Here is a 25,082-nt window from a genome sequence, read left to right as displayed (position 1 = left end):
ACCGGCCGGAGATTGCAAACCTGTGACAACGATGTACGCAATCCGTGAAATTTGGCGGCAAGCCCCAGCAACCGCGGAACATGGCGAAACAGGGAAGCCGAGGAATCGACAGTAACTTTAGAAAAACGGCCATTCGACAAATCTCCACTGACCGGAGTTGTCAGTGAAGTGGGGGTATGATGGGGTTGAAGGGTAGACAGCCCGCAAATTTGCCAATGCGCTGACAGCATCGTCTGCCAGCTTTACATTAAAAAATCAACATGGAGGAGATTCAAATGGAAAAAGCGCTCAAGGATCGCAAGCAGATCGGATATGTATTTATTCCCGGGGCGGGACTGGACGCCCAAATATGGGACAGGGTGGCCGGGGAGCTGCAAGCGCCTTGTCTGACGGTAGACTATCCGGGCAGAGGAACGAATAACGGAGGAACCAGCAAGCTGTCCTTAAAGGATTATTGTGCACATGTAAAGGAGCAGATCCGCAGCTGGGATGTGGAAAAATTCATTCTGGTCACTCATTCCCTCGGTGGTGTGCTCGGTCTGAGCATCGCCGACGAAATGGCGGACCGGGTCGCCGGTTTTGCCGCCATCGGAGCGGTGATCCCGGCAAGCGGGGGATCGTTCACGTCCGCCTTCCCTTCAGGGCAGCGGCTCCTGCTGCCCCTGATGATGCGCTTGTTCGGGACCAAGCCTCCGGAACAAGCCATCCGCCGCGGGCTCTGCAGCGATCTCACCGAGGAGCAGGCCGACGAAATCGTCCGCCGGTTTACCCCCGAATCGATCCGGGTCTACACGGACCGGGTAGAGGCTGCTTCCCGGCTTCGGGTCCCTTCCCTGTACATCAAGCTTGGTCAGGATCAGGAGCTGAAGCCAGGCCTGCAGGACAAGATGGCCGGAAATTTGGGCGCCCGCGTCGAACGACTTGAGTCCGGCCATCTGCCCATGCTGAGCCACCCGGATGAGCTGCGTCAGCTGCTCCAAAAGTTTGGTGCCTCGGTGTCCGCGGCAGGGTAACGGGCAGCCGCCCGGGCACCCCTGTCTGCATTATTGGAGGAGCGCCCTCTTCCTCTTTTACTTGTTACCCTGAGGCCTCCAGCCATTTGCGGATGACGGCCTGCAGCATATCCCGCTTGGACTCGACGTCATCCATACCGGTAAATCGGATCGTTGCCCGGTCAGGCGCAGACCATTCCAACAGCTCCTGCGCATGTTCGAAAAACGGCCTAAGGTCGACAGGATCTTTTGACTTCGCCCCGCGATGCAGCACCAGCCTGAAAAATCCCTTTCCATGAAGATTAAAGGTCACCCTATCGTCATTTTGGAAGAGAAAGCTTGGGGCGTTCCACTTGATATGCTCGGAGAGCCCTTCATCCGTGTTCAATATGATTTTCCGAACTTCCTCCATTTCAGGCTTAAGCGGATGATTCAGCTGTTTCAGAAAGTCCTCCACATGCTGGCTGGACGGCTTTGGCACGGTTATCACTCCTGACTTCCGATGATTTTCGTGCACTACATTCGCTGCGTCATACCGTATGTCCTGCCTCCGTCCGATCTTTGTGATAACCAACTGTATAGAAAAATAAAAAAGTGCGTAACCACCTTACGCACTTTTTCTACCTCTTTTCAAGGGTCTAGGGACTGCCTATCAACCCGCTCAAGATTCGGACAAAACTGCTGTCTCTTCCCCGGCCAGCACCGGTCCGCTCTCCCATACCCGACTAGGAATTTCGCGCCTAAGTACCGGCAGCACTTCCTCCGCGAACCGATGCAGCTGCTCTTGCTGCTCCGACTCGGTCAGCCCATCCACGCCGATGCTCAGCACCGTATGTCCAAACGCCTCATGGTAATTCAATATTTTCTCGATGACCTTTTCAGGGCTGCCGATCAGTGCCGGGCCGTTCTCGATCTGATCCTCCAGGCTGTGAAAAGGCGATTGGTTATGCTTTGCCGATTCCGTTGCGCTGAAGGCCGTATAATAAGGCCGGTACCGCCGGATCGCCTCCTCGGTCGTATTTCCCAAGTACAGGCTCCCGGAGCCCGCGCCGACGACCGCTTTGGCGGGATCATGGCCGTAATAGGCAAGACGCTCGCGGTAATGATCGATCAGCGCTTTATACTTGGCCTGCGGATGGAAGGCGTTGGAGGAAAAAATCGGCTCCCCGAACTTGGCCGCCAGCTCGGTCGAGCGCGTACTTGAGGCGCTGCCGTGCCAAACCGGAATGGAGGCCTGATATGGTCGGGGGAACGTCGTCACCTCCTGCAGCGGCGGCCGGTACTTTCCTTCCCAGGTGACGTTTTCCTCAGTCCACAACCGTTTCAGCAGCCTGTACCGCTCCTCCATCGAATCCCACTGCTCTTCCTCCGTAATGCCGAACAGCGGATAATGCCGGGGGTCGTTTCCTTTGCCGATGATCATCTCCAGCCGGCCGCCGGACAAATGGTCCAGTGTGGCATAATCCTCGGCCACCCGCACCGGATCCAGCACGCTCAGCACGGTCACGGTCGTGAGCAGGCGGATGCGGGACGTGCGGGACGCGATGGCGGTCAGCACTACGGGCGGCGCCGAGGACAAGAAGGGAGCTCCGTGCCGTTCTCCCACACCGTAAGCATCGAAGCCAAGCTTCTCGGCGAGGACCGCCTGCGAGATGACGTTGTGGAACTTTTGCTGCGCGGTCAAGGACTCCCCTGTTACTGCATTGGGAAGATTCATCATAAGGCTAAATACAGCCACTTTCATTTGGGATCTGGCCTCCTATCCATTCAAAATCAGTTGAGTTCGGTCGGCTGCTCCAGGCGTGGTCCGGCACCTGCAGCTCCCTTCCGTTTGCGCAGAAGGAGCGCCAGCGGAATGGCCAGCGCCACCAGCGCGCTCGCGAACAAAAACGCATCGTCGATGCTCCGCGTATAGGCCTCGCGGCGTATCCACTCCGTGCCCTGCGCCGCATATTTAGCGTGCAGACGGGACTCGTGCACGCTCATCCGCGCATAAAACACCGATGTGAACATGCCGAGCGCTCCCGCGCTGAATAGCTGCCGCAGCCAGTTGATCAGGGCCGACGCATGGCCCGATTCGGACTGCGGAACCGCCGCCATCGCCGCGCTGGTCGCCGGCGTCAGCGACAACCCCGTACCGACGTTGCGGATCGCCAGCCAGATCATGACGGAGACGAGCGTCGTTTCCGTGCCGAGCCGGCTGAAGCGAAAAGTCGTCACCAGCAGGATCAGGCTGCCCAGGGCAATCAGCGCTGCCGGCCCAAAGGTGCGGTAGCCTTTCCCCGACAGGAACGTGGCCAGGGTCAGACACGCGGCCGCGGGGAGAAAGAGCAGCCCGACCTGAAAAGACGACAGCCCTTGAACTTCTTCCAGGAACAGCGGGACAAAGTATACGCCTGAGTAGAGGGCAAAGGACAGGATCAGCGATACACCGAGGCTCGCGGCAAACGTGAAATTGCCGAACAGCCTGAGGTTCAGCAGCGGTTCCTTCACGCGCAGCTCGAGCCGAATGAAAAGAGCGGAGCATGCGCCGCCGATCAGGAGGCAGCCCCACGTCCAGACCGACCGCATGCCCCAGGCGTGCAGATTGCCGAACAGCAGCAGGATGGCAAGGCTGCCCGCGGTCGCCAGCAGGAGTCCGGCCGCATCCAGACGCTTTTGCGGACCCCGGATATCCTTCGGGAGCAGGATACGGCCAGCCAACCAGGCCAGAATGCCGGCCGGCAGCGTCACGAGAAAAATCAGGTGCCAGTCGTGCTGTTGAAGCCACCCGCTGACCGAGGGGCCCACCGCCGTGCCAAGCACCGTCGAAAACGACCAGACGCTGACCGCTAGAGGCTGTCTTCCTCGCGGCAGCGTCTGATAAATCATAGCAAGGGACACGGGCTGAATCAGTCCGCACCATAAGCCCTGCAAAATGCGGAAAAAAATCAGTGCATGAATATTCCAGGACAGGGAGCACATCACGGAACTCACGGTGATTCCGGCCAGCGACAGCAGAAACATCCGCCTGCCGCCGAAACGGCTGGAGAGATAGCCGCTGACGGGAGCAATCATGCCGAAGGCCAGCGTAAAGCCCGTAATGATCCACTGCACGGTCCCGAGGCCGGTGTGAAAGATGCCGATAAAGCCGGGCAGCGAAACGTTTAAGGAAACCATGGGATACATGCCGACAAAGGAACCGCAGAACAGGGTAAACAGAACCGGCCAAAACGGCAGACTGCCCTGCCCCTCTTCGGCCTTTGCCGCGGCAGCATTCATCGTGACTGACAATTCATAACCTCCCGTTCAGGTGGCGGCCATCCCGTCACAGCGCATAATGGCAGGCCGCATGGTGACCGCTGTCCAATTGGCGCAGCCCCGGCTCCTCCTGCCGGCAGCGGTCTGTGGCAAACGGACACCGGGTATGGAACCGGCAGCCCGATGGCGGATTGGCCGGCGAGGGAATCTCCCCCTCCAGGCTTCCGGCCGGCTGGCCTTGGCGGGGCGTGGTCTGCGGTATGGCCTCGATCAGAGCCTGGGTATACGGGTGGGCCGGGGCGAGAAACAGCGACTCGCTCGGTGCGATCTCCACGAGCTTCCCGAGGTACATCACGCCGATCCGGTCCGACAGATGCCGGACAACCTGCAGGCCATGGGCGATGAACAGGTAGGTCAGCCCCAGCTTTTGCTGCAGGTCCTGCAGCAAATTGATGATCTGGGCCTGAACCGATACGTCCAGCGCGGATACGGCTTCGTCGGCGAGAATGAACCGCGGGTTCAGGGCGATCGCGCGGGCGATGCCGATCCGCTGCCGCTGCCCGCCGGAGAACTCGTGCGGATACCGCTGCGCCCATGACTTGTCGAGCCCCACCAGCTCCAGCAGCTCACTGACGCGGCGGCTGATGTCGGCCGGGGAGCGCTGCCCCTGACCGTGTACCTTAAGCGGCTCGGCGATGCTGTCGCCGATCTTCCAGCGCGGATCCAGCGATCCGTACGGATCCTGGAAGATCGTCTGCATATGCCGGCGGGCGGCGCGCAGTTCACGTCCTCCCAGGTTCGTCAGGTCCTTGCCGTCAAAAAGAACCGTCCCTGCCGTGGCACGCTCCATCTGGAGGAGCACCCGGCCCAGCGTCGACTTTCCGCTGCCGGACTCGCCGACCAGGCCGAAGGTTTCGCGCTTGCGGATCGTAAAGCTGACGTCGTCCACAGCGCGGATCAGCTTCTTCGCTTTGCCGATGCCTCCGCCATGCACCGGGTAATACTTTTTCAGGTGATCTACGGTAAACAAAGCATCCGCTTCTTCCGCTGCCCCGGCTGAGCCGGCTTCGCCGCGTACTTCATTGTTCTCTTCTGCGCCACCTTCCCGTGTAACGCGTAAAGCAGCCGTCTCGGTGGAAGCCGTCGGGTCGCCAGAACCTGCAGCTGCACCGGAAGCAGCCATCGCATTGGATGCCGCCGCCGCACCGAAACCTGCAGCTGTACCCGAACCCTCAACTGCACCGGAGCCCGCCGGCACGGCAGGGGCCATCCAGCCCTCCGACTGAACCAGCTCCTCCGCATGCCAGCAGGCGCTCCGGCGCTCGCCGGATCCGGTTAAGACCGGCGCTTCCTGCGTGCAGCGCTCCGTGGCAAAGGGGCAGCGCGGGTGAAAGCGGCAGCCCTGCGGAAGTGCAGCCAGGCTCGGGATCGACCCTTCGATGGAATGCAGCTTCGTGCCGCGGACCGTGTCGAGCGTCGCGACGGAACGAAGCAGGCCCCGCGTATACGGGTGGCGCGGAAGGCGGAACAGCTCGGAAGCCGGCGCCTCCTCGACGATTTCGCCGGCATACATGACGACCACCCGGTCGGCAATTTCGGCGGCGATTCCGAGATCATGGGTGATCAGCAGGATCGACATGCCGAGCTCGGACTGCAGTTCTTTCAGCAGGCGCAAAATTTGCGCCTGGATCGTGACGTCCAGCGCGGTGGTCGGCTCATCCGCGATGAGCAGGTCCGGCCCGCAGGACAGCGCCATGGCGATCATGGCCCGCTGCAGCATCCCGCCGGACAGCTCGCCCGGATACTGCTTCAGCCGCAGCTCCGGCTCCGGAATGCCGACCCGCTTCAGCAGCCGGACGGCGCGCTCCCGGGCCTCCCGCTTGGAAACTTTCTCATGCTGCAAGATGGTCTCCTGAATTTGCTGCCCGATCGTAAAGACCGGATCGAAGGCCGCCATCGGCTCCTGGAACACCATCGCCATCCGTTTGCCGCGAATCCGGCGCAGTTCGGCCTCCGGCAGGCCTGCCAGGTCCGTCCCGTCCAGAAGAAGGCTTCCTCCGCTGATGCGCCCGTTCTCATGGTCGATCAGACGCATGATCGCTTTGGAGGCCACCGTCTTGCCGCTTCCCGACTCCCCGACGAGGCAGACGGTTTCCCCGGCTTCGATAGACAGCGTCACGTCCCGGATCGCCTGCAGCGTCCCTTTTCGGGTCGTAAAATCGACGGACAGCTCCCGGATATCAAGCAATGTGCTCATTGATGCTTCCCTCCTTTAGCGCTGGGTGACTTTCTTCGGATCGAAATGGTCCCGGAGCCGATCGCCAATAATGTTGACAGACAACACGAAGGCGGTGATGGCCAATCCCGGGAAGGTGCAGATCCACCAAGCCGCGGTCAAATAGCCTCTGCCTTGGGAGAGCAGCGTCCCCCAGTCCGGAACCTCGCGCAGAACCCCGAGGCCCAGAAAGCTCAGGCCCGATCCCGTCAGAATGGACGTCCCGATACCGATAGCTGCCATGACCAGCAGCGGAGACAGACTGTTCGGCAGCACATGCTTCCAGAACACGCGCAGCGGCGAAGCGCCGATGGATACCGACGCTTTGACGAACGTCCGGCTCTTGATGCTCAGCACCTGCGCCCGCATCACCCGGGCATAACCCGGCACGGAGGATACGGCTACCGCCAGCACGATGTTAAACAGGCTCGGGCCGAGCGCGCCGGCGATGGCCAGCGCCAGCAGGATGCCCGGGATCGTCATCAGCACGTCATTGAGACGCATGATCGCCGTGTCAATCCAGCCGCCCGCATAACCGGACAGCGCCCCGATCGTTCCTCCAAGCAGGCCGCCGACGAGGACGGATGCAAAGCCGATAAAGAGCGAATCCCGGCTCCCGTACACGACCACGCTGAAAATATCCCGGCCGAAATAGTCCGTGCCGAACAGATGCGCGCCGCTTGGCGCCTGCATGATGCTGTCCGTCCGCATCTCCGTCGGGGCGTAAGGCGCAATCCACTGCGGCACGATGGCACAGGCCGCCACAAACAGAATGATTAATCCGGCCGCCACCAGGAACAGGTCGCTTGCCGTGAACTTACGGATTTTCGGTGCGGCCGCGGCCGCAAGCTTCCGCTCGCGCCAGACCGTCTTGGCGGATACTGCCTCCCTCATATCTGCTCCCTCCCAAGGTTTAAGTTGAACGTCTCACGCGCGGATCGATCAGCGTATAGGACAGATCCACCAGCAGGTTAACCAGCGTATAGATGATGGCTGAGAACAAAATGACGCCCTGGACCACCGGGAGATCCTTGGCCATGATCGCGTCCGAAATGATCCGGCCGATGCCCTGGCGGGAAAACACCGTCTCGACGACAACCGTGCCGGCCAGCATGTCACCGATCAGCATGCCCGTCATGGTGACGGCCGGTATCAGCGCATTGCGCAGCGCGTGACGGTACATGACCGCCCGCTCCGCCAAGCCCTTGGAACGAAGCGTCACGATGAACTGTTCGCTGATGACCTCCAGCATGCTGTTGCGGACCATCCGGATAATAAAGCCGCTCCCGACCGTGCCAAGCGCCAGTGCGGGCAGAACCAGCGTCCGCCACCCGTCCGATCCCATCGCCGGAAACCAGCCCAGCGTAATGGAGAAAATCAGGATGAGCAGGATGCCCGACCAGAAGGTTGGCATGGAGATGCCGAACAGCCCGATGACGCGGGCGATGATGTCAATCGCCCCGTTCCGGTGAATGGCAGACAGTACGCCCAGCAGCAGACCCACGGTTACGGACACCAGCACGCTGGCTCCGGTCAGGGCCAGGGTGGCGGGGAAGCTCTCGGCGATTTTGGGCAGCACCGGATCGGAGTTCAGCAGGGATTTGCCGAAATCCCCCTGCAGGATGCTCCCGAAATAATGGAGCAGCTGGATGTGAAACGGCTGATCCACACCCAGCTGATGCCTTAAGTTCGCGATGACCTCCGGCGTCGCCATCGAGGGATCGACCATGTTGTCGGTCGGATCCCCGGGAAGAACGTAGAGGATCGTGAACACCAAAACGAGCGAGCCGATAATGACGAGGAGCGACGTTAAAAGGCGCCGGGTTACCATCCACAGCATGCCGCCTCAAGCCTCCTTTCTATTTTTGCAAAGATACGTCGTTGAACAGCGGATACCCGAGGGAATCAAAGGTAAGTCCCTGTACCGATTTGGAAGCGGCCACCGTATACGGGAAGACGTAAATCGGCAGAATGACCGCATTGTCGATGATATAATGCTGAATTTTTTGGTACAGCTCCTCGCGCTTGGCATCGTCCTTCTCGACCCGTCCCTCTTCCAGCCACTTGTCGACTTCCGGACTGGCGAGTCTCGGCAGTGTCGGCCGGCTCTTTGGATCATAGGAATGGTAGAAGGAGTACAGCGCGTTCGGATCGGAGTTAACCTGGCTGTTGCCGTACAAATCATAGTTTCCGTTGGTGTAGACCACAGTGCGGACATCCTTCGTGATCTCGACCTCAACGTCCACGCCGATTTGCTTCAGCTGCTGCTGCACCATGACCGCGATGTCGTTGCGTTTCTCCCGGTTTGGCGTGCCGTCAACGTAGTGCAAGGTCAGTTTCTTCCCGTCCTTGGCCCGGACGCCGTCCGCTCCCTTGACCCATCCCAACTCGTCAAGCAGCTGATTGGCTTTGGCGATATCCGGTTTGACCGAGTTTTCCAGCGACGGGTCATAACCGAAGGTGCCCGGGGTCAGCGGGGACCAGGCCCGCTCGTACGTGCCCAGGTACAGCGTTTTGACGATGGCGTCCACGTCCACGGCCAGCTGCACCGCCTGCCTTGCCTTCAGCTCGTTCCACGGCGCGCGCTCCTGGTTGAAGAACAGTGTGTACGGCAGGCCGAGCGTATTTGCCTGCAGCAGCTGAAAATTCGGATCCTTTTTCAAGGTCAGGATGTTCTGAGGCGGCACCGTCTCGGCGGCCAGCACCTGATTGCTCTGCACGCTGCCGATCCGGGTGGCCTCTTCGGGTACGATTTTAAAATCGATGCCGTCCAGGTAAGGCGCCCCCGTATTGGTCACGATCTCCGGCGCCCAAGCGTAGTCCGGATTGCGCTCGACCTTGATGTCGGCATTCTCATCCCACTTGACGAATTTGAACGGCCCCGTGCCTACCGGATGCTGCCCCAGCTGATCCCCGTATTGCTTGGCTGCAGTCGGTGACACAATGCCAAGCAGCGCCTGGCTCAGGTTGCCCAGAAAAGCACGTGAGGGCGTCGACAAATTCAGCTTGATCGTGTACTCGTCGATGACCTCGGAGGACTTGTAGGGCTGAAGCAGGGCGGCCGCATTCGCCGCCTTGGTGGCGGGGTCCAGAATCCGGTCGAAGTTAAACTTGACCGCCTCGGCGTTAAACGGCGTTCCGTCCTGGAACTTGACGTCCTTCCGCAGCTTAAACGTGTAGCTAAGCCCATCGTCTGAAATGGTCCATTCCGTCGCCAGCCACGGCTTGATCGTATTGTCCGGCAGCTGAACGACCAGACTATCGTAGATGGTGCGGATGACGCGGACCGCGACGGCCAGGCCGCTGCGGTGCGGGTCCAGCGTATCCGGCGACGTCGCCAGAGCGTAGGTGAGCTCCCCTCCCTTGGCGGATGCTCCCTGTACGGCTGGTGCCGCCCCGCTATCCGTCTGCCCTTGGGAGGCCGTCTGCTTGCCTCCGCAAGCGGACAGCAGCATAACCATGACCAGCAGAGCGGCTGCTGCCGATTTACGCCTGTTTTTCGAATAAAACTTCATCTCTCTCAGACTCCCTTCAGATCCAAATATCGTTTGCATGCAGGGTGCAGGGACTCCGCAGATTGGCAGAGACCCCGTCCCGTTTAGGACAGCGCCTTTTGCTTCGAATAGCGGTTCTCCGGCACCGGCAGGCCCAGATTTCCCCGCAGCGTATCTCCCTCGTATTCCGTGCGGAACAGCCCCCGCTCGCGCAGAATCGGCACCACCAGCTCGACAAAATCGTCCAATCCGCCCGGCACGCCCGATCCGATAATAAAGCCGTCGGCGGCCTCTTCCTCAAACCACTGCTGCACCACATCCGCCACCTTCTCCGGCGTCCCGATAAACACCGTCCGCGGCGTCGCTTCCTGCAGCGCTATTTCACGCAGCGTCAAGTTCTCCTCTTTGGCGCGTCTCTTGATACGGTCGGTCGTGCTGCGGAAGCTGTTCGAGCCAAAGTCACCCAGGTCGGGAAACGGCTCATCCAGCGGGTATTGGGAAAAGTCGTGATGCTCGAAGTAGCGTCCAAGGTATTCCAAAGCCTTCTCAATCGTCACCAGCCCGGCGATTTCCTGGTATTTGCGCTCGGCTTCTTCCTCTGTGCGGCCCACGATCGGCCCGATGCCCGGAAAGATCAGAATTTCCTCCGGAGCGCGCCCGAGTGCGGCTGCCCGCTGCTTCACGTCCCGGTAAAAAGCCTTGGCTTCCTCGATCGTCTCCGGGCCGGTGAACACGGCGTCCGCCGTTTTCGCCGCCAGGCTGCGGCCGCTGTCCGAGGAGCCCGCCTGGAACACGACCGGCTGCCCCTGCCGGGAGCGCGCAATGTTCAGCGGCCCCTGCACAGAGAAGAACTCCCCTTCATGGTTCAGCCGGTGCAATTTGTCCGGGTCGAAGAACACCCCGCTCTCCTTATCCCGCACAAAGGCATCATCTTCCCAAGAGTCCCACAGCCCTTTGACCACCTCAAGATACTCTTCCGCGATCCGGTACCGCTCGGAATGGGCCGGATGCGGCCGGCCGCCGAAATTCAGCGCGGTGCCCTCCAGTGGTGAAGTTACCACGTTCCATCCCGCGCGCCCGCCGCTGATGTGGTCGATGGAGGCGAACTGCCTGGCGACCGTAAACGGCTCACTGTAAGAGGTCGACAGCGTGCCGACAAGCCCGATCCGGGAAGTGGCTGCGCCGAGCGCGGACAAGATCGTAATCGGCTCAAACCGGTTCAAAAAGTGCGGAATCGACTTTTCGTTGATATACAGGCCGTCGGCAATGAAAACAAAATCGAACTTGCCCTCTTCCGCCTTCTGTGCCTGCTGTGTATAGAACGAGATGTTTACGCTCGCATCCGAAGGAATTTGCGGATGTCTCCAGGCGGTGTGGCTGCTGCCCACCCCGTGTATGGTGGCCCCCAGTCGAAGCTGTCTGTTTTTGCCCATAGTTCACTCACTCCATCTTTTTTAATTTGGGTTGATGCTTGAAATGACTCCAAAGATGACCCTCGACGGTTTCAATATTATTTTTCCAATGAGTATAGTCGGGATTATTGCTGATACTGTACCATCTATGCCTTTCGGGCTACAATATCGTATTAAAATCTTCTATTCAGGCTTTTCCATTCTCTATAAGGCTTTACACTGCTGGCTTTTCCGGGTATGTGAAAAACCCCGATCCGTGCTTGGCGGACCGCGGTTCTCAGGGTTGTTTCGGGCAGCTCTGTATTATATGTGGAGTACAGGGGGTATGAAATAGAGGTCAGACTGCCTGCTCTTCAGCCGGCGTTAATACTGCGTAACGGGTAAGCTCGCTGCGAAGCTCGGTTAAAGCGGATTCCAGGCGATCTCTCAGTTCTTCCTTGATCTCGAAACCGCCGTTCTCCAGACGCGTGATCCATCCGTCTACGGCGAATACACCGCCAAGAATATGCGTGCCTCCCAGTGCGGCTACCACCGGCTTCAGGGCATAATCCACGGCCAGAAGATGGGCGATCGTGCCCCCGATAAACAGCGGCAGCACCAGTTTGCCCTGCAGGCCTTTTTGCGGAATGACGTCCAGAATCGTCTTCAGCGCCCCCGAGTAGGAAGCTTTATATACCGGGCTCGCGATAATGACTGCGTCCGCTTCTTCCACGGCCGCAATCACCTGCCGGATCACCGGACTGTTGAAATCTGCGCGGAGCAAATCCTCTGCCGGCAAATCCGCCGCCGAGATGAAATCGATCCCGTATCCGGCCAGCGCCAGCCGATCCTCGAAAAACTGGGTCAAAGCGAACAGGCGGGACCCATGCGTCGGGCTCCCCACAATAAATGCTATTTTCGTCATCATCATTCCTCCTCATGGGATGGGGTTGAGACTGCCAATTTCACAAATATCCGGACCCCGTGCACCAGGACGTTCTCGTCGAGGTCAAACCGGGGCTGGTGGATCGCATGCACGATTCCCGCTTCCTTGTTCCCGCAGCCGATAAAGGCAAAAGCACCGGGAACGCGGTCCAGGTACCAGCCGAAATCTTCGCCGGCCAGGCTGGGCGGATCGAGGTAGCTCACATGCTCCTCGCCGAGCACCTGCCGCGCCGCAGCCATGATCCGCCGGACGGCGGCCTCGTCATTCACGACGGCGATGCCCTCGCGCAGCTCCATGGCGTAACTTCCGCCGGACGCTTCCGCGATGGTGGCGGCCAGACGCCGAAGCCCTTCCGTGATCGCCGCAACGGTTTCCTTCCGGAAGGCCCGGAAGGTCCCTCGCAGCTCGCTGTCGGCTGCAATGACGTTCACGGCCGACCCGGCATGCAGCGTGCCGAAGGCGAGAACGGCCGCTTCCGCGGGATTGACCCGGTTCGCCATCAGGCCGTTCACCTCGGTGACGAACCGCGCCGCCATCTGCAGCGCGTCCACCGCTTGGTGCGGGGCGCTGTGATGGCCGGACGCGCCCTGAAACCGGACGGTAAAATGGCTGGAAGCCGCCATCGCCTCGCGCGGATGCACGCCCAGTGTGCCGACGGGCAGCTCCGGCATGACATGCAGCGCGAAGCATTGGTTGACGCCGTCCAGCACACCGTCCTCGATCATGTCGCGTCCGCCCGACAGCAGCCGCCCGTCCAGCGGGCTTCGCAGCGCGCCTTCCTCCGCCGGCTGAAACACGAACCGGATCGTGCCCCGGATCCGGTGCCGGTGCGCTGCCAGCGTTCGTGCCGCGCCGAGCAGCATCGCCGTGTGGGCGTCATGGCCGCAGGCATGCATAACGCCTTCATGGATCGAGCGGTACTCGGCGTCATTCTCCTCTTGGATCGGAAGGGCATCCATGTCGGCGCGAAGCAACAGGGTTGGGCCGCTGCCGCCGGTACCGTGCAGCGTTCCGACGACCCCCATGCCAAAGTGCTTGCCGACGCCGCGCCTGACCTCGATCCCCCAGGATTCCAGCAGGCCGGCCACAATGCCCGAGGTGCGGGCCACATCGTACAGCAGCTCAGGATGGCGGTGCAGGTCCCGGCGAATCCGGACGAGCTCCTCGCGGAGCCCTCCGGCAAATTCCATCAGTTCATCCGCCTGTGTCAGCCCGATCATCGTCCGCTCCTTTAAGAACGTCCGGCCGCGGCCTTGGCTCCGGCATACCGGTTCTCCGGCACCGCCAGCCCGAGATTGCCGCGCAGCGTGTCGCTCTCGTATTCGGTCCGGTAAATACCGCGTTCCTGCAGAATCGGCACCACCTGGTCCACGAATTCCTCCAGCCCTTTCGGCACGGCGGCCGTAATCATGAAGCCGTCGGCCCCTCCTTCCTCGTACCACTCCTGAATTCGGTCCGCAACCTGCTCCGCGGTTCCGATAAAATTGCCGCGAGGTGTGGCCGACTGCAACGCCACCTGCCGGAGCGTCAGGCCTTTTTCCTTGGCATCCTTTTTGATTTTGTCCGTACCGCTCTGGAAGCTGTTCTTGCCGAGATCACCGAGATCCGGGAACGGCTCGTCAAGCGGATACTGGGAAAAGTCGTGATGCTCGAAAAACCGGCCGAGGTAGTTCAGCGCATTTTCGATCGTCACCAGGCTGGCAACCTCCTGATATTTCCGCTCGGCTTCCTCCGGCGTGCTGCCGATAATTGGGCTGATGCCCGGGAAGATCAGCACGTCGTCCGGATTGCGTCCAAAAGAGGCGGCTCGGGTTTTGACATCCTGATAAAAGGCTTTTGCATCCGCCAGCTTTTCGTGCCCCGTAAAGACGGCGTCCGCTTCCTTCGAAGCGTAGTTTTTGCCGACCTCGGACGAGCCCGCCTGAAAGATAACCGGCTGCCCCTGCTTGGAGCGGGCGATGTTCAGCGGTCCTTTGACCGAGAAAAACTCGCCTTCATGGTTCAAGGTGTGCATTTTCTCCGGATCGAAAAATACCCCGGTTTCCTTGTTCCGCACAAACGCGTCGTCCTCCCACGAATCCCACAGCCCCCGGGCCACTTCCAGAAATTCGGTCGCGATCCGGTAACGCTTATCGTGTTCGGGATGCTCCTTCTTGCTGTAGTTCAGTGCCGACCCTTCCAGCGGAGACGTCACGATGTTCCAGCCGGCGCGCCCGCCGCTGATCATATCGAGCGAAGCGAACTGGCGGGATACGGTAAAGGGCTCGCTGTAGGAGGTGGATAACGTGCCGACAAGCCCGATGTTCTTGCTGACGGACGCGAGCGCGCTTAGAATCGTGATCGGCTCAAAACGGTTCAGAAAATGCGGGATCGATTTTTCGTTAATATACAAGCCGTCCGCGATAAAGATGAGGTCCATCTTCCCTTCCTCGGCTTTTTGGACCCACCGTTTGTAAATCTCAAAATTGACGCTTGCGTCGGGCTGGGCATCCGGATGGCGCCACATGGAGGTTCCTCCTCCGACACCGTGCAGTAGCGCGCCGAGTTTCAACTGTCTTTTCTTGGCCATCTCTTCCATCCTCCTTATTTAAAAAGCGACTCTATTATGGATAAAAATTCAGTCCTCCCACCTGAAAAGGGCTTAGACCAATGCTGCCGCCTGCTTAATGCGCTCGATTTGCCCAAGGTGGTTCTCCACGTGCCGGATAAATCCGTTGACCAGATCGGCGACGCTGACGGTTTGACCTCTAGGATTCACGCCGGTTTTCGCCAGGTCTTCGGGCGTAAGCCGCTGGAGCAGCAGCGTGTTATACGTGAGCAGCGCATGGAAAGCATCGAGGATTTCCGGCGTGCCGCCTTGATTGGCATGCTGGCCGCTGACCCAGGCGTCCTGTTCGAACGCCGGCAGCTGCGCTGCCGTGCCCGCAAGAATGTCGCGGATGCGAAACGAGGTCACGATGCTGTGATCGGTCAGGTGCGAGAGGACCTCCTGCACGCTCCATACTTCCGGCGCCCGCTTCCAGGTCAGCTGCTCCTCGCTCAGACCTTCGATGGCTGCGAGCAGTTGACGGTGTGTGCCGCTGAATTTGTCAATTTGAACCTCGCTCATATGAACGCTCCTTCCAACTGATTAGGATACGGGTGATGTTGGCGTGTCGGCGGGCGATGGATGAAACCGGGACAGGGAGAACGGCGCGATATTGTGCGGACTGCGGCCGTCCAAGATCAGGTCCGCCAGCAGGCTGCCGACCGCGCTCGAAAATTTAAAGCCATGCCCCGAAAATCCGCCCGCTGCCCACACTTGCGGGTGCTCTGGATGCCGGTCGATGATAAAGCCCTCGTCGGGCGACATTTCGTATTTACATACCACTCCCCGCTTCAACCGGCCCGAAGCTCCCGGCATGTAGGCATCCAAGGCGCGCCTCAAGTCGCCTTCGTCCTCGGGGAGCGAGCCAAAGGGTGCCAGCTCCTCGCCCGGCTGCCAGGCATGCCCGGTGTCGTGCCGGCCGATTTTGAGTCCGGCCCCGCCGATGCTCGGAAAGCCGTAATAAGAGCCCTCCGGCGCATTCAGCGTAAACCCGGGGAACCGTCCGTTATCGAAAGCAGGGGTGTTCGTCTCGAACCAGCCCACCGTTTTGCGGACGGCTCGAACCGGAAGGTTCACGAACGGGGACAGCGTGCCGAACCAGGCGCCGGCGCTCAGAACCGCAAACGAGGCATGGTAAGTGCCTTCCTTTGTCGACACAGTGACCCCGTCCTGATGCGCTTCGATGCCCCGGACCTTCGCGTAAGTCAGCAGCTCCGCCCCTTTGGAGAGAGCCAGCTTGCGGTAAGCTCCGACGCAGCGCTCGCTGTGCAGATATCCGGCGGCCGGCTCATACATCGCCTCGAACGAATCCGGTACGCTCAGCTCGGGCCAGCGTCTGCGGATCTCCGCCGCGTCCAGCCACTCGGGATGAATCCCGTGCCGCTTGGCCAGCTCGATCCGCTCCCTGTAGGAATACAGGCCGCTGTCGGCGAGGTTCAGCACGCCGGACTGGACGAGCAGCTTCGTCTCGGTCAGGTCCTCGACTTCGTTCCAGAGTCGGTGTGCGCGGATCGCCATCTCCGTATAAACCGGATCGCCGCTGTAAGCGTGCCGGATCAGGCGCGGTTCCCCGTGGTGGCTCCCCTCCTGATGCGGCGGGTCAAACGCATCGATCAGCAGCGTCTTCACTCCGCGGCGGGCCAGGTAATACCCAGCGCTCATGCCGACCGAGCCCGCCCCTACGACAATGACGTCATACCATTTTCCCATGGCTATTTCGACGCACCCCCGTGGCCGAAATGCGCCAGGGCGTCTTCGGCTAACTGCGTAAAAAAGGCGACGCTGACCGGGAGCGCATTCTCATCCAGGTCAAAGGCGGGGTGATGCCATTCCTGCTTGCCGTTCGTCCCCATGAAGACGAACAACCCGGGAACGGCTTGCTGGTAGACGGCAAAATCTTCCCCGGCAGGCGAAGGAACCGGCACGATCGCCCGATATCCCGCCGCCTCGGCTGCGGCTGTGCCAAGCTCGGCCAGAGCAGGGTCGTTGTCCACCGGCGGCGGCCCTTCGATCCAGCGGACCGCGGCCGTGGTGCCGAAGGCTTCCGCCACGCCCCGGACGACCTGCTCGAACCGCGCCAGCACCTGCTCGCGCACCTGCTGGTCAAACGTGCGGATCGTGCCTTCCAGGAGCGCCTGCTCCGGAATGACGTTCCACGCCGTTCCGCTGTGCAGCTTCGTGACGCTGATCACCGCGCTGCTCAGGGAGCTAATGTTTCGGCTCACCACCGACTGCAGCGCGGTAATGATATGCGAAGCCGTCACGATCGGGTCCAGCCCGGCCTCCGGAACGGCCGCATGCGAGCCCTTCCCGGCGACTTCGACGACGAAGCCGTCGGCCGCCGCCATCAGCGGTCCTTCCTTGATGCCGATCGTCCCTACAGGAAGATCGGGCTTGTTGTGCATGCCGAAGATGGCCTGCACTCCTTCCAGCGCGCCGCTCCCGATGACCTGCTTCGCGCCTTTCGCCTTCTCTTCGGCCGGCTGGAAGATCAGCCGGATCGTGCCGCGAAGCCTGTCTTCACGGGCTTTCAGCGCGTACGCCGTCCCGATTAGGGCGGCGGTATGAAAATCATGCCCGCAGGCATGCATTCTGCCTTCAATCTCGGACGCGAACGGCAGTCCCGTCTCTTCCTGAATCGGAAGCGCGTCGATGTCCGCGCGCAGCGCGATGACCGGCCCGGGCTGCAGGCCGCCGACCTCGGCCACCACGCCGGTGGCCAGCGGAAGGTCCAGGACCCGGATGCCTGCTTCGCTCAGCCAGCCCCGGACCCGGCGCGTCGTTTGATGCTCCTCGCCGGACAGCTCCGGGAAGCGGTGCAGCTCCCGGCGGATTTCGATCAAGCGGTCCACCCCCGCGGCGGAGGGGATCCGTACAGCATCGCTTGGCATGTCGCCATCCTCCTTTTACTTGTGTCTATGGGTACTTAGGCGGATTCAACTCGCACCCTTCCCCGCTCATGGCCTCAAGCCTCCGCCGGCACCTCGGCCAGCGCTTCCGCCAACAGTTCAAACGAACGGAGCCGCTTGTCGAAAGGCTGGATGTTAGTCGTGACGACGAACTCATCGATCCCCGACGCCTGTTGAAGCTCAAGCAGCTTCTCTCGGACGGTTTCCTTCGTGCCCTTCAGCACCGAAGGCTCCTGCTCCTCGACCGTATACGGCTCATTGGCCTGGCGGCCGAATTCCTCGGCCTGCTCCAGCGTACCGACCGTCAGCGTACGGCCGCTGGCGAGGTGAATCTTCACCAGCTTGTGGGATCCGGCCAGCTCGGCAGCTTCTTCCACGCTGTCGGCCACGACGACGGACAACGCTACGATGACCTGTGGCCGGGTTCCGTGCGAATCGTCAAATGCGTCCCGGTAGGCGCGGATGGCCGCCAGCGCGGTCGCTTCATCCCCGTTGATGAACAGGGAAAATACATAAGGCAGCCCCAGGCCGGCTGCAATCTCTGCGCTGCCTACGCTGGCGCCCAGCACGTACAGCTCGGGAGCCGTTTCCGGCAGCGGCGTGGCGTGCAGCCCGTGCAGCGGATGGTCCGCTTCCAGCCGGTTGTGGAGGTACTTGCCCAGCTCCACGATTTTATCTGTCAGGGAAGCGGAATCCCCGGCTCCGCGCTGCAGCGCCTGTGTGCTCCGCGGCAGCCCTCCGGGCGCGCGGCCGATGCCGAGGTCGACTCGGCCCGGCGCCAGCGACGCCAGCACGTTGAAGTTCTCCGCCACCTTATACGGGCTGTAATGCTGCAGCATCACGCCGCCCGATCCGATGCGGATCGTTTGGGTTTTGGCCAGCAGGTAAGAAATCAGCACCTCCGGCGAAGAGCCGGCCACATGATCGGAATCGTGATGCTCCGACACCCAGAACCGCCGGAACCCGAGCGCCTCGGATTTCTGGGCCAGCCGTATCGTATGCTCGAACGCCTCCGCTGAAGTCTCTCCGGGATAAACCGGGCTTTGATCCAGAACGCTAATCGTAATGCTCATATGGCTCTCCTCCTAAATGCTGTAGTTCAGTTCCGGCGTAATCCGCTTCAGAAACTGCTTGGTCCGTTCCTCGCGGGGATGGTTGAACAGCTGGGCCGGCGGCCCTTCCTCCACGATGACTCCCCCGTCCATGAACACGACGTGGTTCGCCACATCCCGGGCGAAGCCCATTTCATGCGTCACGACGATCATGGTGATGCCTTCCTTGGCAATTTTGCGGATGACCTCCAGCACTTCGCCGACGAGCTCGGGATCCAGCGCCGATGTCGGCTCGTCGAACAGGATGACCTCCGGTTCCAACGCCAGCGCCCGGGCGATGCCGACGCGCTGCTGCTGCCCGCCCGACAGCTGGCTCGGATAGGCGTCCAGCTTGCCCGCCAGCCCCACCTTCTCCAGGAGCGCCGCGCTGCGCTTGCGCGCTTCGTCCTTCGGTATTTTTTTGACGATGACGAGGCCCTCCATTACGTTCTCGATCGCCGTCTTATGCTTGAACAGATTGTACTGCTGGAATACCATCGCAGTTTTTTGCCGGAGCGCGTGGATGTCCTTCTTTGCCGCATGCTCCGCGTTCATCCGGAAGTCGCCGATGGCGATCTCGCCGCCGCTCGGCTTCTCCAGATAGTTCACGCACCGCAGCAGCGTCGTTTTGCCGGAGCCGCTCGGCCCCAGAATGACGACGACTTCCCCTTTGTTCACGGTCAAATCAATCGATTTCAGCACCGGGTTCCGGCCAAAAGACTTGGATATATTCGTAAGCTTGATCATGCCACTCCCCCCCGATTGTACAGATTGATGCGTTTCTCCAGCAGCGCCGTCAGCCTCTCGATCAGAAGCGTCAGCCCCCAGAAAATAGCCGCAGCCGCCAGGTACGCCTCAAAGAACTTCCAATTGGTCGACGCCACAATTTGCGCTTTGGCGTTAATGTCCACGACGGATACGGTAAAAGCGAGCGTCGAGCCATGCAGCATTCCGATCACCGAATTCGACAGGTTCGGCAGGCTGACGGCCAGCGCTTGAGGCAGCACGATGCGGCGCAGCGCCTGCGGCGTCGTCATGCCGATGGAATAGGCGGCCTCCAGCTGGCCGCGGTTCACGGCGAGCAGGCCGGAGCGAATCACCTCGGACATATAGGCCCCCGCCGTGATGGAGAAAGAGATGAAGGCAAAGCCGATCATTGGAATGGATGAGGATTTGAAGCCTAGGCCAAGAGCGGCGGATACCGCGTCAACGATGACCGGCAGCCCGAAATAGATGAGCAGCAGGTGCGTGAGCATCGGCGTACCGCGGATGAAGGTCACATAAGCGGTGGCGATCTGGCCGAGCACCGGGACTTTGTAGATGCGCACCACGGCTCCGATCAGCCCGATGATAAAACCGACCGTCACAGAGACGGCGGTAATGAGAAGGGTGGTTGGTATGGCGGACAGCAGGTGGACAAAGGCGGTCCAAATAAACGCAACGTCGATTTTCACAGTTCAGCGCCTCCTTTTTCCGTTCCGATCCCTGCGACTACGCGCCGGTAGGACCCTTTCTTTTGGATCCGGAAGCCGGTACGTGCCGGTGTATCCGGAAGCTCATGCCGCAAAAGGCGGACCTCCGCGGCTTTGAGCACCTTTTCCAGCGTAAAGCTCACAACCAGGTAGATGAGCGCCAAAGCGATGTAGGACTCGATAAAATGCTGGGTGACCGAACCGAGTGTCTGCGCTTTTCCCGTCATCTCCATCACGCCGAGCGTGAAGGCCAGCGACGTATCCTTCAGTAGGGCGATCACCAGGTTCGAGAATACCGGGACGGCGATCGCCAGCGCCTGGGGCAGAACGATCCGGGTAAACGCCTGACGGCCTGTCATCCCCACGGCATAAGCCGCCTCAAGCTGCCCTCGGTCCACCGCCATGACCGACGCCCGGATCATCTCCGACATGAAGGCTCCGGTGTGAAGACCGTACGTCAGGATGACAAACACGAGCACAGGCGCTTTTGACATGTCGATTCCGATGAGCTTCAGGATCTCCGGCAGTCCGTAGTAGAACAGGAACAGCTGGATCAGAATCGGTGTACCCCGAAAGAACGAGACGTACACCTGGGAGAACGTGCGCAGCGCCGGTATCCGGTACAGCCGGGGAAGGGCGATCAGAAAACCGACCAGCATCCCCACCACCAGCGAGCCTGCGACGATCAGCAAGGTGATGCCCAGCGTCGATGCCAGCTTCGGAAAAAAGCTGAACACAAATGAGAAATCGAACGGTGCACCCATATTACAACCTGCCCCCTTCCTGGTTTAATCCGGACTATTTATCCGCCGTAAAGTCGCTGCCGAGCCATTCCTTGCTCAGCTTGCCAAGCGTTCCGTCCTGCTTCAGCTCCTTGATCGCCCCGTCGACCGCATCGGCCAGCTTCTGCTCTTCCGGATCGTCCTTGCGGAAGACGAACAGAATGTCATGCTCGGACAGATCGTCGCCAGTGACTTTGAGCTTGCCCTGCGGGTCGATCAGCGGCAGCGAGAAGTCCGCTCCGATTGTCGCGTCCACCCGTCCGGTCGTAATTTGATTCACGGTATCGTTGGCGGCGCCGTTTTGATAGACAATTTGGATTGCATTATCATGTTCCTTGTTGTAGTTCTCGAGAATTTGGGCTTCCGCGCTTGTAGCGCCGGTTAACACTTTTTTGCCCTTCAAGTCGTCCAGCGAGTGGATCGAATCGTTGTCCTTGGCGACGATGATCTTGTTTCTCCAGTGCGCATACGGCTCTTTGTTAAAAAGATATTTTTCCGTCCGCTCCGGGTTTTTCTCCATTTCATGCGCCACAAAATCGATCTTCCTCGTCTCCAGGCTGAGCAGCAGATTGGAAAATTCCTGCGTCTGGATATCGAACTCGTAGTCCGGCAGGCGCTTGTCGATCTCGCGCACCAGTTCTACGTCGAAGCCGGTCAGCTTTCCGTTCTCATCGATAAAGCAAATTTTCGGAAAGGCCGTGCCTGTGCCTACGACGATTTTTTTGACGGCTCCTCCTGCGGCGTTCGCCGCCGTATCCGCGGACGTTTCCCCGCCCTTCGATCCGGATCCGCACCCGGCAATCACCCCTGCCAGCATGATCCCTGCAACGACTGCTAATGTTTTTCTCACGACCTCATCCCCTTTCATATGGCTCCCATTTTTCCTTGATTGATAATTCCTATAGATTTAGTAAGGATTATGTTGTCACTAACTTTACCGCGATTTGCACAACGCGTCTAATAGAGTTTTTCTATCCGATCATGTAATTCATTAATGGGATGGACGATTGCTTCAAATCCAGCAGAAATTCAAGGATATCCGTGTTCTCGCCGGTGAGCGAAATCAGGTTGGTCTGCAGGGAGACGCCCGCCGTTTCGGTGATGTCCACGGGAACGAGGCTGCCCATCTCCTCCTCCTGCCTTGCGCAGAGGCCGGGAAGAAAGCAGATGCCCGCCCGCTCCAGAACGAGCTTCTTCGCCGTCTCGGAGTTGTCGACCTGATAGACGATGTTTGGCGGCTGATCCAGGCTTTCGAACACCCGGTGAATCCGCAGCCAGTCCAGGGAACCGCACTCGAAAAACACCAGCGTTTCGTGACGGATTTCCCGGATCGACGCCCGGCCGGCCGAGGCGAGACGGTGATCGGGGTAGACATACAGGCGAATGGGGTCTTCGTAAAAAGGATAGGACTGGAACGCCGGATTCATCATTTTGCGAACGAAGGCCAGGTCGAGCTCCCCCGCGGACAGCTTGGCGGCCAGCTCGTCGGTCGGCGCCGTGGTCAGCTTGAATTTGATTTCGGGAAAACGCCGGGTCAGTCCCATCAGCAAATGGGGCATCAAATAATTGGATACTGAGACGGTGCTGCCGATCCGCAGTTCGTTGGGCATGGCCCGTTTGGATTGGAGGTGATGCTTGCCCTTCTGGTAGGTCTGGAGAATTTGCTGGGCATAGGGGAGAAACTGCTTGCCTTTTTCCGTCAGATGGATCTGTTTGCCCAGACGGTCGAACAGCCGGCAATCGAGCTCGCGTTCAAGCGATTGAATGCGAGCGGTGACTGTGGGCTGCGACAGGAACAGTACATCCGCCGCCTTGTTGAAGCTGCCGTAATGGTTGATGTACACAAAAGCCTCAATGTTTTCGATGTTCAAGGTAACACCCCCGAAGTTTTATCACTCATTATTCCAATGAATTTAGGTGGTTTTAAACCTGAAACAGGGTATAAATTATCCTTATCTTAGGCAGTTGGCAAATTATTGTCAATCGTTTATTTTCGTAACAGGCTGTTCCTCCAGGGTGGGAAAAGGCCGAAGTGACGCCTATTTTCGGGCCCGAAGGGATGTACTCGGGTCTGCCCTCGCGGCCATGGCGAAGCCTGAAAGCTTATAGATTTTTTTGATATCTGAATTAATTATTTTATTTTCCGATGCGAATAGTAGGTATTACCTGCTATACTTAGCTCACACCAAATTACCTGAATCCCTTCCAAAAGGAGTGAAAGCGATGAATCCAGAAGAATTGATCCTCCGGGACGCCAAGGATTCCGAACGCGAATTGATTGCCGAAGTGATGCTGGAATCCTATCAGCAGTATGCCTTTGATATGCCCCAGGAACGGTGGGAGCAGTACCGGGACTCCATCCGGAATTCAGTGTATGGAAATGCTCCCTATGCCCGAATCGTTGCCGAAATCGACGGCCGGATCGTCGGAAGCGTCCAGATGTTCCTCTCCTCGGAAGCCGCTTACGGCAATCCGGAGATGGGGATTCACTCGCCGATCATCCGCCTCCTGGCCGTTCATCCTTCCGCGAGAGGACGCGGGGTGGCCACCGCGCTCATCCGGGAAGCGGCACGCCGTGCGCTGGAGCTTGGAGCCACGACGCTGAATCTCCACACTTCCGACATGATGGCCTCTGCGGTGAAGCTGTATGAGAAGCTCGGGTTCCAGCGGCACTACGAGACCGATACGACCAATGGGGAGACGCTGGTCAAAGGATACCGGATCGACGTTCCCGGTTCCCTGCTGCTTCAGAACGCGGTGTAGCCCTCATCGCTTCCATACTGCCATAGAAAATACGAAAAGGCGGTCCGGCTGAAGCCGGAACCGCCCTTGCTGCTATATGCCACTTTTGTCCAACTGAATTTATGTCACAGATCCGTCCAATGCCTCGCGCACCAAAGCGAGCAGATTGGCCTTCTCGGCTTCGGGAATCCATTCCGTCAGCCGGGCCGCCGCCACCGGCAGCCGCCAGGCATCCACATCCGCTTGGCTGAGGCTCCCGCTTTCGATGTACTGCCGGGTATACTCCTTGACGAGCTCCTCCCTCATCCGGTCGAACTGTTTCACAGCTTCATTCGGCGTGCCGTCGGGCATGGTGCCCATTTGGAGCAGCACCAAGGTTCGGGCGACGTCTCCGGCCGGATTGCCGCGCATGCCGGTCATCCAGTCAATGACCCATTCCTTCTCTCCGAGAATGATGTTGTCCGGATGAAAATCCCCATGACACAGCTTCGATCCTTCCGGAAGCTGCATCAAATAGTCAACAATCCGCTCCTTCTCCTCTTCCGCCAAGGAAGGTGCATGCTGAATGCGGTTTTTCAGAACCGTCTTCTGCTCCGGCAGATCGTGAATGTCCCGGGCATGCAGCTCCAGATGAAGCCTGGCCATCCGGGCTGCTTCTTCGTGCAGGATGTCCGGATTAACGGAAATGGCCTGGAGCATCGTTATGCCGGACGCCTGCTCGTAGACCACCCCAAAACGGGAGCCTTGCTCCGCAAGCCGAACCGGCCGGGGTGTCGTCACTCCTGTGTTATACACCTTCAAGCTGATTTGATATTCCTCTTCCGCCATACCGCGCGGCATGCCTTCCCGGTACAGCTTCAGCACCTGGCCTGGCTGATAGGACAGAACCTCCGCCGTTCTGCCGGCAGCGACCACCGGACTTCCTCCCATATGTACACAGCTCCTCTCTGCCGCCCTGCTCCCTTTCCCAAAACCGATGAACATGGGCCGCTTGCAGGTCCATTGTACCTTATCCCCTGCAGAGATTGATACGGGGATTTTGCGCTGCGCCGTATTCGTGCTCCCGTCAGCAGCAGACGCCAAAAAGCCGCCAGGGCGGCAGTATGCTCTCCGCAGCCCGAGCGGCTTCCTTACATCCATCTTCTCCTTCATCCCATATGG

The 25,082-nt window shown here is 59.7% G+C and carries 23 protein-coding genes; 2 read left to right on the top strand and 21 right to left on the bottom strand.

Annotated features, from left to right (window positions below; genetic code table 11):
• Positions 1–275 precede the first annotated feature (275 nt).
• Positions 276–1,013, top strand: coding sequence for an alpha/beta fold hydrolase (locus tag ABIE48_RS01280; protein WP_192716612.1), 738 nt, complete (start codon positions 276–278; stop codon positions 1,011–1,013).
• 64 nt (positions 1,014–1,077) lie between these two features.
• Here the strand turns inward: ABIE48_RS01280 and ABIE48_RS01275 are convergent, their stop codons facing one another.
• The 20 genes from ABIE48_RS01275 to ABIE48_RS01180 form a co-directional block, all read right to left on the bottom strand.
• Positions 1,078–1,473 carry a DUF1801 domain-containing protein gene (locus tag ABIE48_RS01275; RefSeq protein ID WP_354518146.1) on the bottom strand — a complete coding sequence of 132 codons (396 nt, stop codon included), beginning with the start codon at positions 1,471–1,473 and terminating at the stop codon, positions 1,078–1,080.
• A gap of 180 nt (positions 1,474–1,653) precedes the next feature.
• Complete coding sequence (locus ABIE48_RS01270; protein WP_192716262.1) at positions 1,654–2,736, bottom strand: LLM class flavin-dependent oxidoreductase; 1,083 nt, start codon at positions 2,734–2,736, stop codon at positions 1,654–1,656.
• Between the two features lie 29 nt (positions 2,737–2,765).
• Positions 2,766–4,265, bottom strand: coding sequence for a DHA2 family efflux MFS transporter permease subunit (locus ABIE48_RS01265; protein ID WP_354518143.1), 1,500 nt, complete (start codon positions 4,263–4,265; stop codon positions 2,766–2,768).
• Between the two features lie 34 nt (positions 4,266–4,299).
• Positions 4,300–6,489: an ABC transporter ATP-binding protein gene (locus tag ABIE48_RS01260; protein WP_192716261.1), complete on the bottom strand. Its 2,190-nt coding sequence runs from the start codon at positions 6,487–6,489 to the stop codon at positions 4,300–4,302.
• 15 nt (positions 6,490–6,504) lie between these two features.
• A complete protein-coding gene (locus tag ABIE48_RS01255) occupies positions 6,505–7,401 on the bottom strand; it encodes an ABC transporter permease (RefSeq protein ID WP_089549939.1) in 897 nt (298 codons plus the stop codon).
• Positions 7,402–7,420: 19 nt separating this feature from the next.
• On the bottom strand, positions 7,421–8,347 hold the full coding sequence (locus ABIE48_RS01250; protein ID WP_076174964.1) for an ABC transporter permease: 927 nt from the start codon (positions 8,345–8,347) through the stop codon (positions 7,421–7,423).
• Positions 8,348–8,366: 19 nt separating this feature from the next.
• Complete coding sequence (locus ABIE48_RS01245; protein WP_192716260.1) at positions 8,367–10,022, bottom strand: ABC transporter substrate-binding protein; 1,656 nt, start codon at positions 10,020–10,022, stop codon at positions 8,367–8,369.
• 83 nt (positions 10,023–10,105) lie between these two features.
• A complete protein-coding gene (locus ABIE48_RS01240) occupies positions 10,106–11,434 on the bottom strand; it encodes an LLM class flavin-dependent oxidoreductase (protein WP_145026070.1) in 1,329 nt (442 codons plus the stop codon).
• Positions 11,435–11,750: 316 nt separating this feature from the next.
• Positions 11,751–12,317, bottom strand: coding sequence for an NADPH-dependent FMN reductase (ssuE, locus tag ABIE48_RS01235; protein ID WP_076174972.1), 567 nt, complete (start codon positions 12,315–12,317; stop codon positions 11,751–11,753).
• A gap of 2 nt (positions 12,318–12,319) precedes the next feature.
• Positions 12,320–13,558: a M20 metallopeptidase family protein gene (locus tag ABIE48_RS01230; RefSeq protein ID WP_192716259.1), complete on the bottom strand. Its 1,239-nt coding sequence runs from the start codon at positions 13,556–13,558 to the stop codon at positions 12,320–12,322.
• A gap of 11 nt (positions 13,559–13,569) precedes the next feature.
• A complete protein-coding gene (locus ABIE48_RS01225) occupies positions 13,570–14,907 on the bottom strand; it encodes an LLM class flavin-dependent oxidoreductase (protein WP_145026076.1) in 1,338 nt (445 codons plus the stop codon).
• 72 nt (positions 14,908–14,979) lie between these two features.
• Complete coding sequence (locus ABIE48_RS01220) at positions 14,980–15,447, bottom strand: DinB family protein (protein ID WP_192716258.1); 468 nt, start codon at positions 15,445–15,447, stop codon at positions 14,980–14,982.
• A gap of 21 nt (positions 15,448–15,468) precedes the next feature.
• Entirely contained in the window at positions 15,469–16,635 is a 1,167-nt protein-coding gene (solA, locus tag ABIE48_RS01215; protein WP_192716257.1) for an N-methyl-L-tryptophan oxidase, read from the bottom strand.
• A 2-nt stretch (positions 16,636–16,637) separates the two neighbouring features.
• Complete coding sequence (locus ABIE48_RS01210; RefSeq protein ID WP_192716256.1) at positions 16,638–17,816, bottom strand: M20 peptidase aminoacylase family protein; 1,179 nt, start codon at positions 17,814–17,816, stop codon at positions 16,638–16,640.
• Positions 17,817–17,890: 74 nt separating this feature from the next.
• Complete coding sequence (locus tag ABIE48_RS01205; protein ID WP_192716255.1) at positions 17,891–18,907, bottom strand: LLM class flavin-dependent oxidoreductase; 1,017 nt, start codon at positions 18,905–18,907, stop codon at positions 17,891–17,893.
• A gap of 12 nt (positions 18,908–18,919) precedes the next feature.
• Positions 18,920–19,672, bottom strand: a complete 753-nt coding sequence (locus ABIE48_RS01200) for an amino acid ABC transporter ATP-binding protein (RefSeq protein WP_116231873.1) — start codon at positions 19,670–19,672, stop codon at positions 18,920–18,922.
• On the bottom strand, positions 19,669–20,379 hold the full coding sequence (locus ABIE48_RS01195; RefSeq protein ID WP_192716254.1) for an amino acid ABC transporter permease: 711 nt from the start codon (positions 20,377–20,379) through the stop codon (positions 19,669–19,671). The genes ABIE48_RS01200 and ABIE48_RS01195 overlap by 4 nt, the downstream gene beginning before the upstream one ends.
• Entirely contained in the window at positions 20,376–21,161 is a 786-nt protein-coding gene (locus tag ABIE48_RS01190) for an amino acid ABC transporter permease (protein WP_163882444.1), read from the bottom strand. Before ABIE48_RS01190 ends, ABIE48_RS01195 begins: the two co-directional genes overlap by 4 nt.
• A gap of 34 nt (positions 21,162–21,195) precedes the next feature.
• A complete protein-coding gene (locus tag ABIE48_RS01185) occupies positions 21,196–22,047 on the bottom strand; it encodes a transporter substrate-binding domain-containing protein (RefSeq protein ID WP_483312640.1) in 852 nt (283 codons plus the stop codon).
• Between the two features lie 103 nt (positions 22,048–22,150).
• Complete coding sequence (locus ABIE48_RS01180; protein ID WP_192716252.1) at positions 22,151–23,050, bottom strand: LysR family transcriptional regulator; 900 nt, start codon at positions 23,048–23,050, stop codon at positions 22,151–22,153.
• Positions 23,051–23,402: 352 nt separating this feature from the next.
• On the opposite strand from ABIE48_RS01180, the gene ABIE48_RS01175 reads away from it, so the two are divergent.
• Positions 23,403–23,942, top strand: coding sequence for a GNAT family N-acetyltransferase (locus tag ABIE48_RS01175; RefSeq protein ID WP_105442066.1), 540 nt, complete (start codon positions 23,403–23,405; stop codon positions 23,940–23,942).
• Between the two features lie 99 nt (positions 23,943–24,041).
• Here ABIE48_RS01175 and ABIE48_RS01170 read toward each other — a convergent pair whose 3' ends face one another.
• Positions 24,042–25,061, bottom strand: coding sequence for a phosphotransferase family protein (locus ABIE48_RS01170; RefSeq protein ID WP_192716251.1), 1,020 nt, complete (start codon positions 25,059–25,061; stop codon positions 24,042–24,044).
• Positions 25,062–25,082: the final 21 nt, after the last annotated feature.

This window comes from Paenibacillus sp. OAE614 (assembly GCF_040546645.1).
Classification (GTDB): domain Bacteria; phylum Bacillota; class Bacilli; order Paenibacillales; family Paenibacillaceae; genus Paenibacillus_AQ; species Paenibacillus_AQ favisporus.
Note: the sequence above shows the minus strand (reverse complement) of the source record. Positions and strands in the feature narration are given on the sequence as shown.

Excerpts from the sequence above, each read along its gene's own strand:
- ABIE48_RS01230 (WP_192716259.1), bottom strand. The coding sequence starts at position 13,558 with ATGATCGGGCTGACACAGGCGGATGAACTGATGGAATTTGCCGGAGGG.
- ABIE48_RS01280 (WP_192716612.1), top strand. The coding sequence starts at position 276 with ATGGAAAAAGCGCTCAAGGATCGCAAGCAGATCGGATATGTATTTATT.
- ABIE48_RS01245 (WP_192716260.1), bottom strand. The coding sequence starts at position 10,022 with ATGAAGTTTTATTCGAAAAACAGGCGTAAATCGGCAGCAGCCGCTCTG.
- ssuE (WP_076174972.1), bottom strand. The coding sequence starts at position 12,317 with ATGACGAAAATAGCATTTATTGTGGGGAGCCCGACGCATGGGTCCCGC.
- ABIE48_RS01220 (WP_192716258.1), bottom strand. The coding sequence starts at position 15,447 with ATGAGCGAGGTTCAAATTGACAAATTCAGCGGCACACACCGTCAACTG.
- ABIE48_RS01190 (WP_163882444.1), bottom strand. The coding sequence starts at position 21,161 with ATGGGTGCACCGTTCGATTTCTCATTTGTGTTCAGCTTTTTTCCGAAG.
- ABIE48_RS01205 (WP_192716255.1), bottom strand. The coding sequence starts at position 18,907 with ATGAGCATTACGATTAGCGTTCTGGATCAAAGCCCGGTTTATCCCGGA.
- ABIE48_RS01175 (WP_105442066.1), top strand. The coding sequence starts at position 23,403 with ATGAATCCAGAAGAATTGATCCTCCGGGACGCCAAGGATTCCGAACGC.
- ABIE48_RS01170 (WP_192716251.1), bottom strand. The coding sequence starts at position 25,061 with ATGGATGTAAGGAAGCCGCTCGGGCTGCGGAGAGCATACTGCCGCCCT.
- solA (WP_192716257.1), bottom strand. The coding sequence starts at position 16,635 with ATGGGAAAATGGTATGACGTCATTGTCGTAGGGGCGGGCTCGGTCGGC.
- ABIE48_RS01270 (WP_192716262.1), bottom strand. The coding sequence starts at position 2,736 with ATGAAAGTGGCTGTATTTAGCCTTATGATGAATCTTCCCAATGCAGTA.
- ABIE48_RS01240 (WP_145026070.1), bottom strand. The coding sequence starts at position 11,434 with ATGGGCAAAAACAGACAGCTTCGACTGGGGGCCACCATACACGGGGTG.
- ABIE48_RS01255 (WP_089549939.1), bottom strand. The coding sequence starts at position 7,401 with ATGAGGGAGGCAGTATCCGCCAAGACGGTCTGGCGCGAGCGGAAGCTT.
- ABIE48_RS01250 (WP_076174964.1), bottom strand. The coding sequence starts at position 8,347 with ATGCTGTGGATGGTAACCCGGCGCCTTTTAACGTCGCTCCTCGTCATT.
- ABIE48_RS01210 (WP_192716256.1), bottom strand. The coding sequence starts at position 17,816 with ATGCCAAGCGATGCTGTACGGATCCCCTCCGCCGCGGGGGTGGACCGC.
- ABIE48_RS01225 (WP_145026076.1), bottom strand. The coding sequence starts at position 14,907 with ATGGCCAAGAAAAGACAGTTGAAACTCGGCGCGCTACTGCACGGTGTC.
- ABIE48_RS01185 (WP_483312640.1), bottom strand. The coding sequence starts at position 22,047 with ATGAAAGGGGATGAGGTCGTGAGAAAAACATTAGCAGTCGTTGCAGGG.
- ABIE48_RS01260 (WP_192716261.1), bottom strand. The coding sequence starts at position 6,489 with ATGAGCACATTGCTTGATATCCGGGAGCTGTCCGTCGATTTTACGACC.
- ABIE48_RS01200 (WP_116231873.1), bottom strand. The coding sequence starts at position 19,672 with ATGATCAAGCTTACGAATATATCCAAGTCTTTTGGCCGGAACCCGGTG.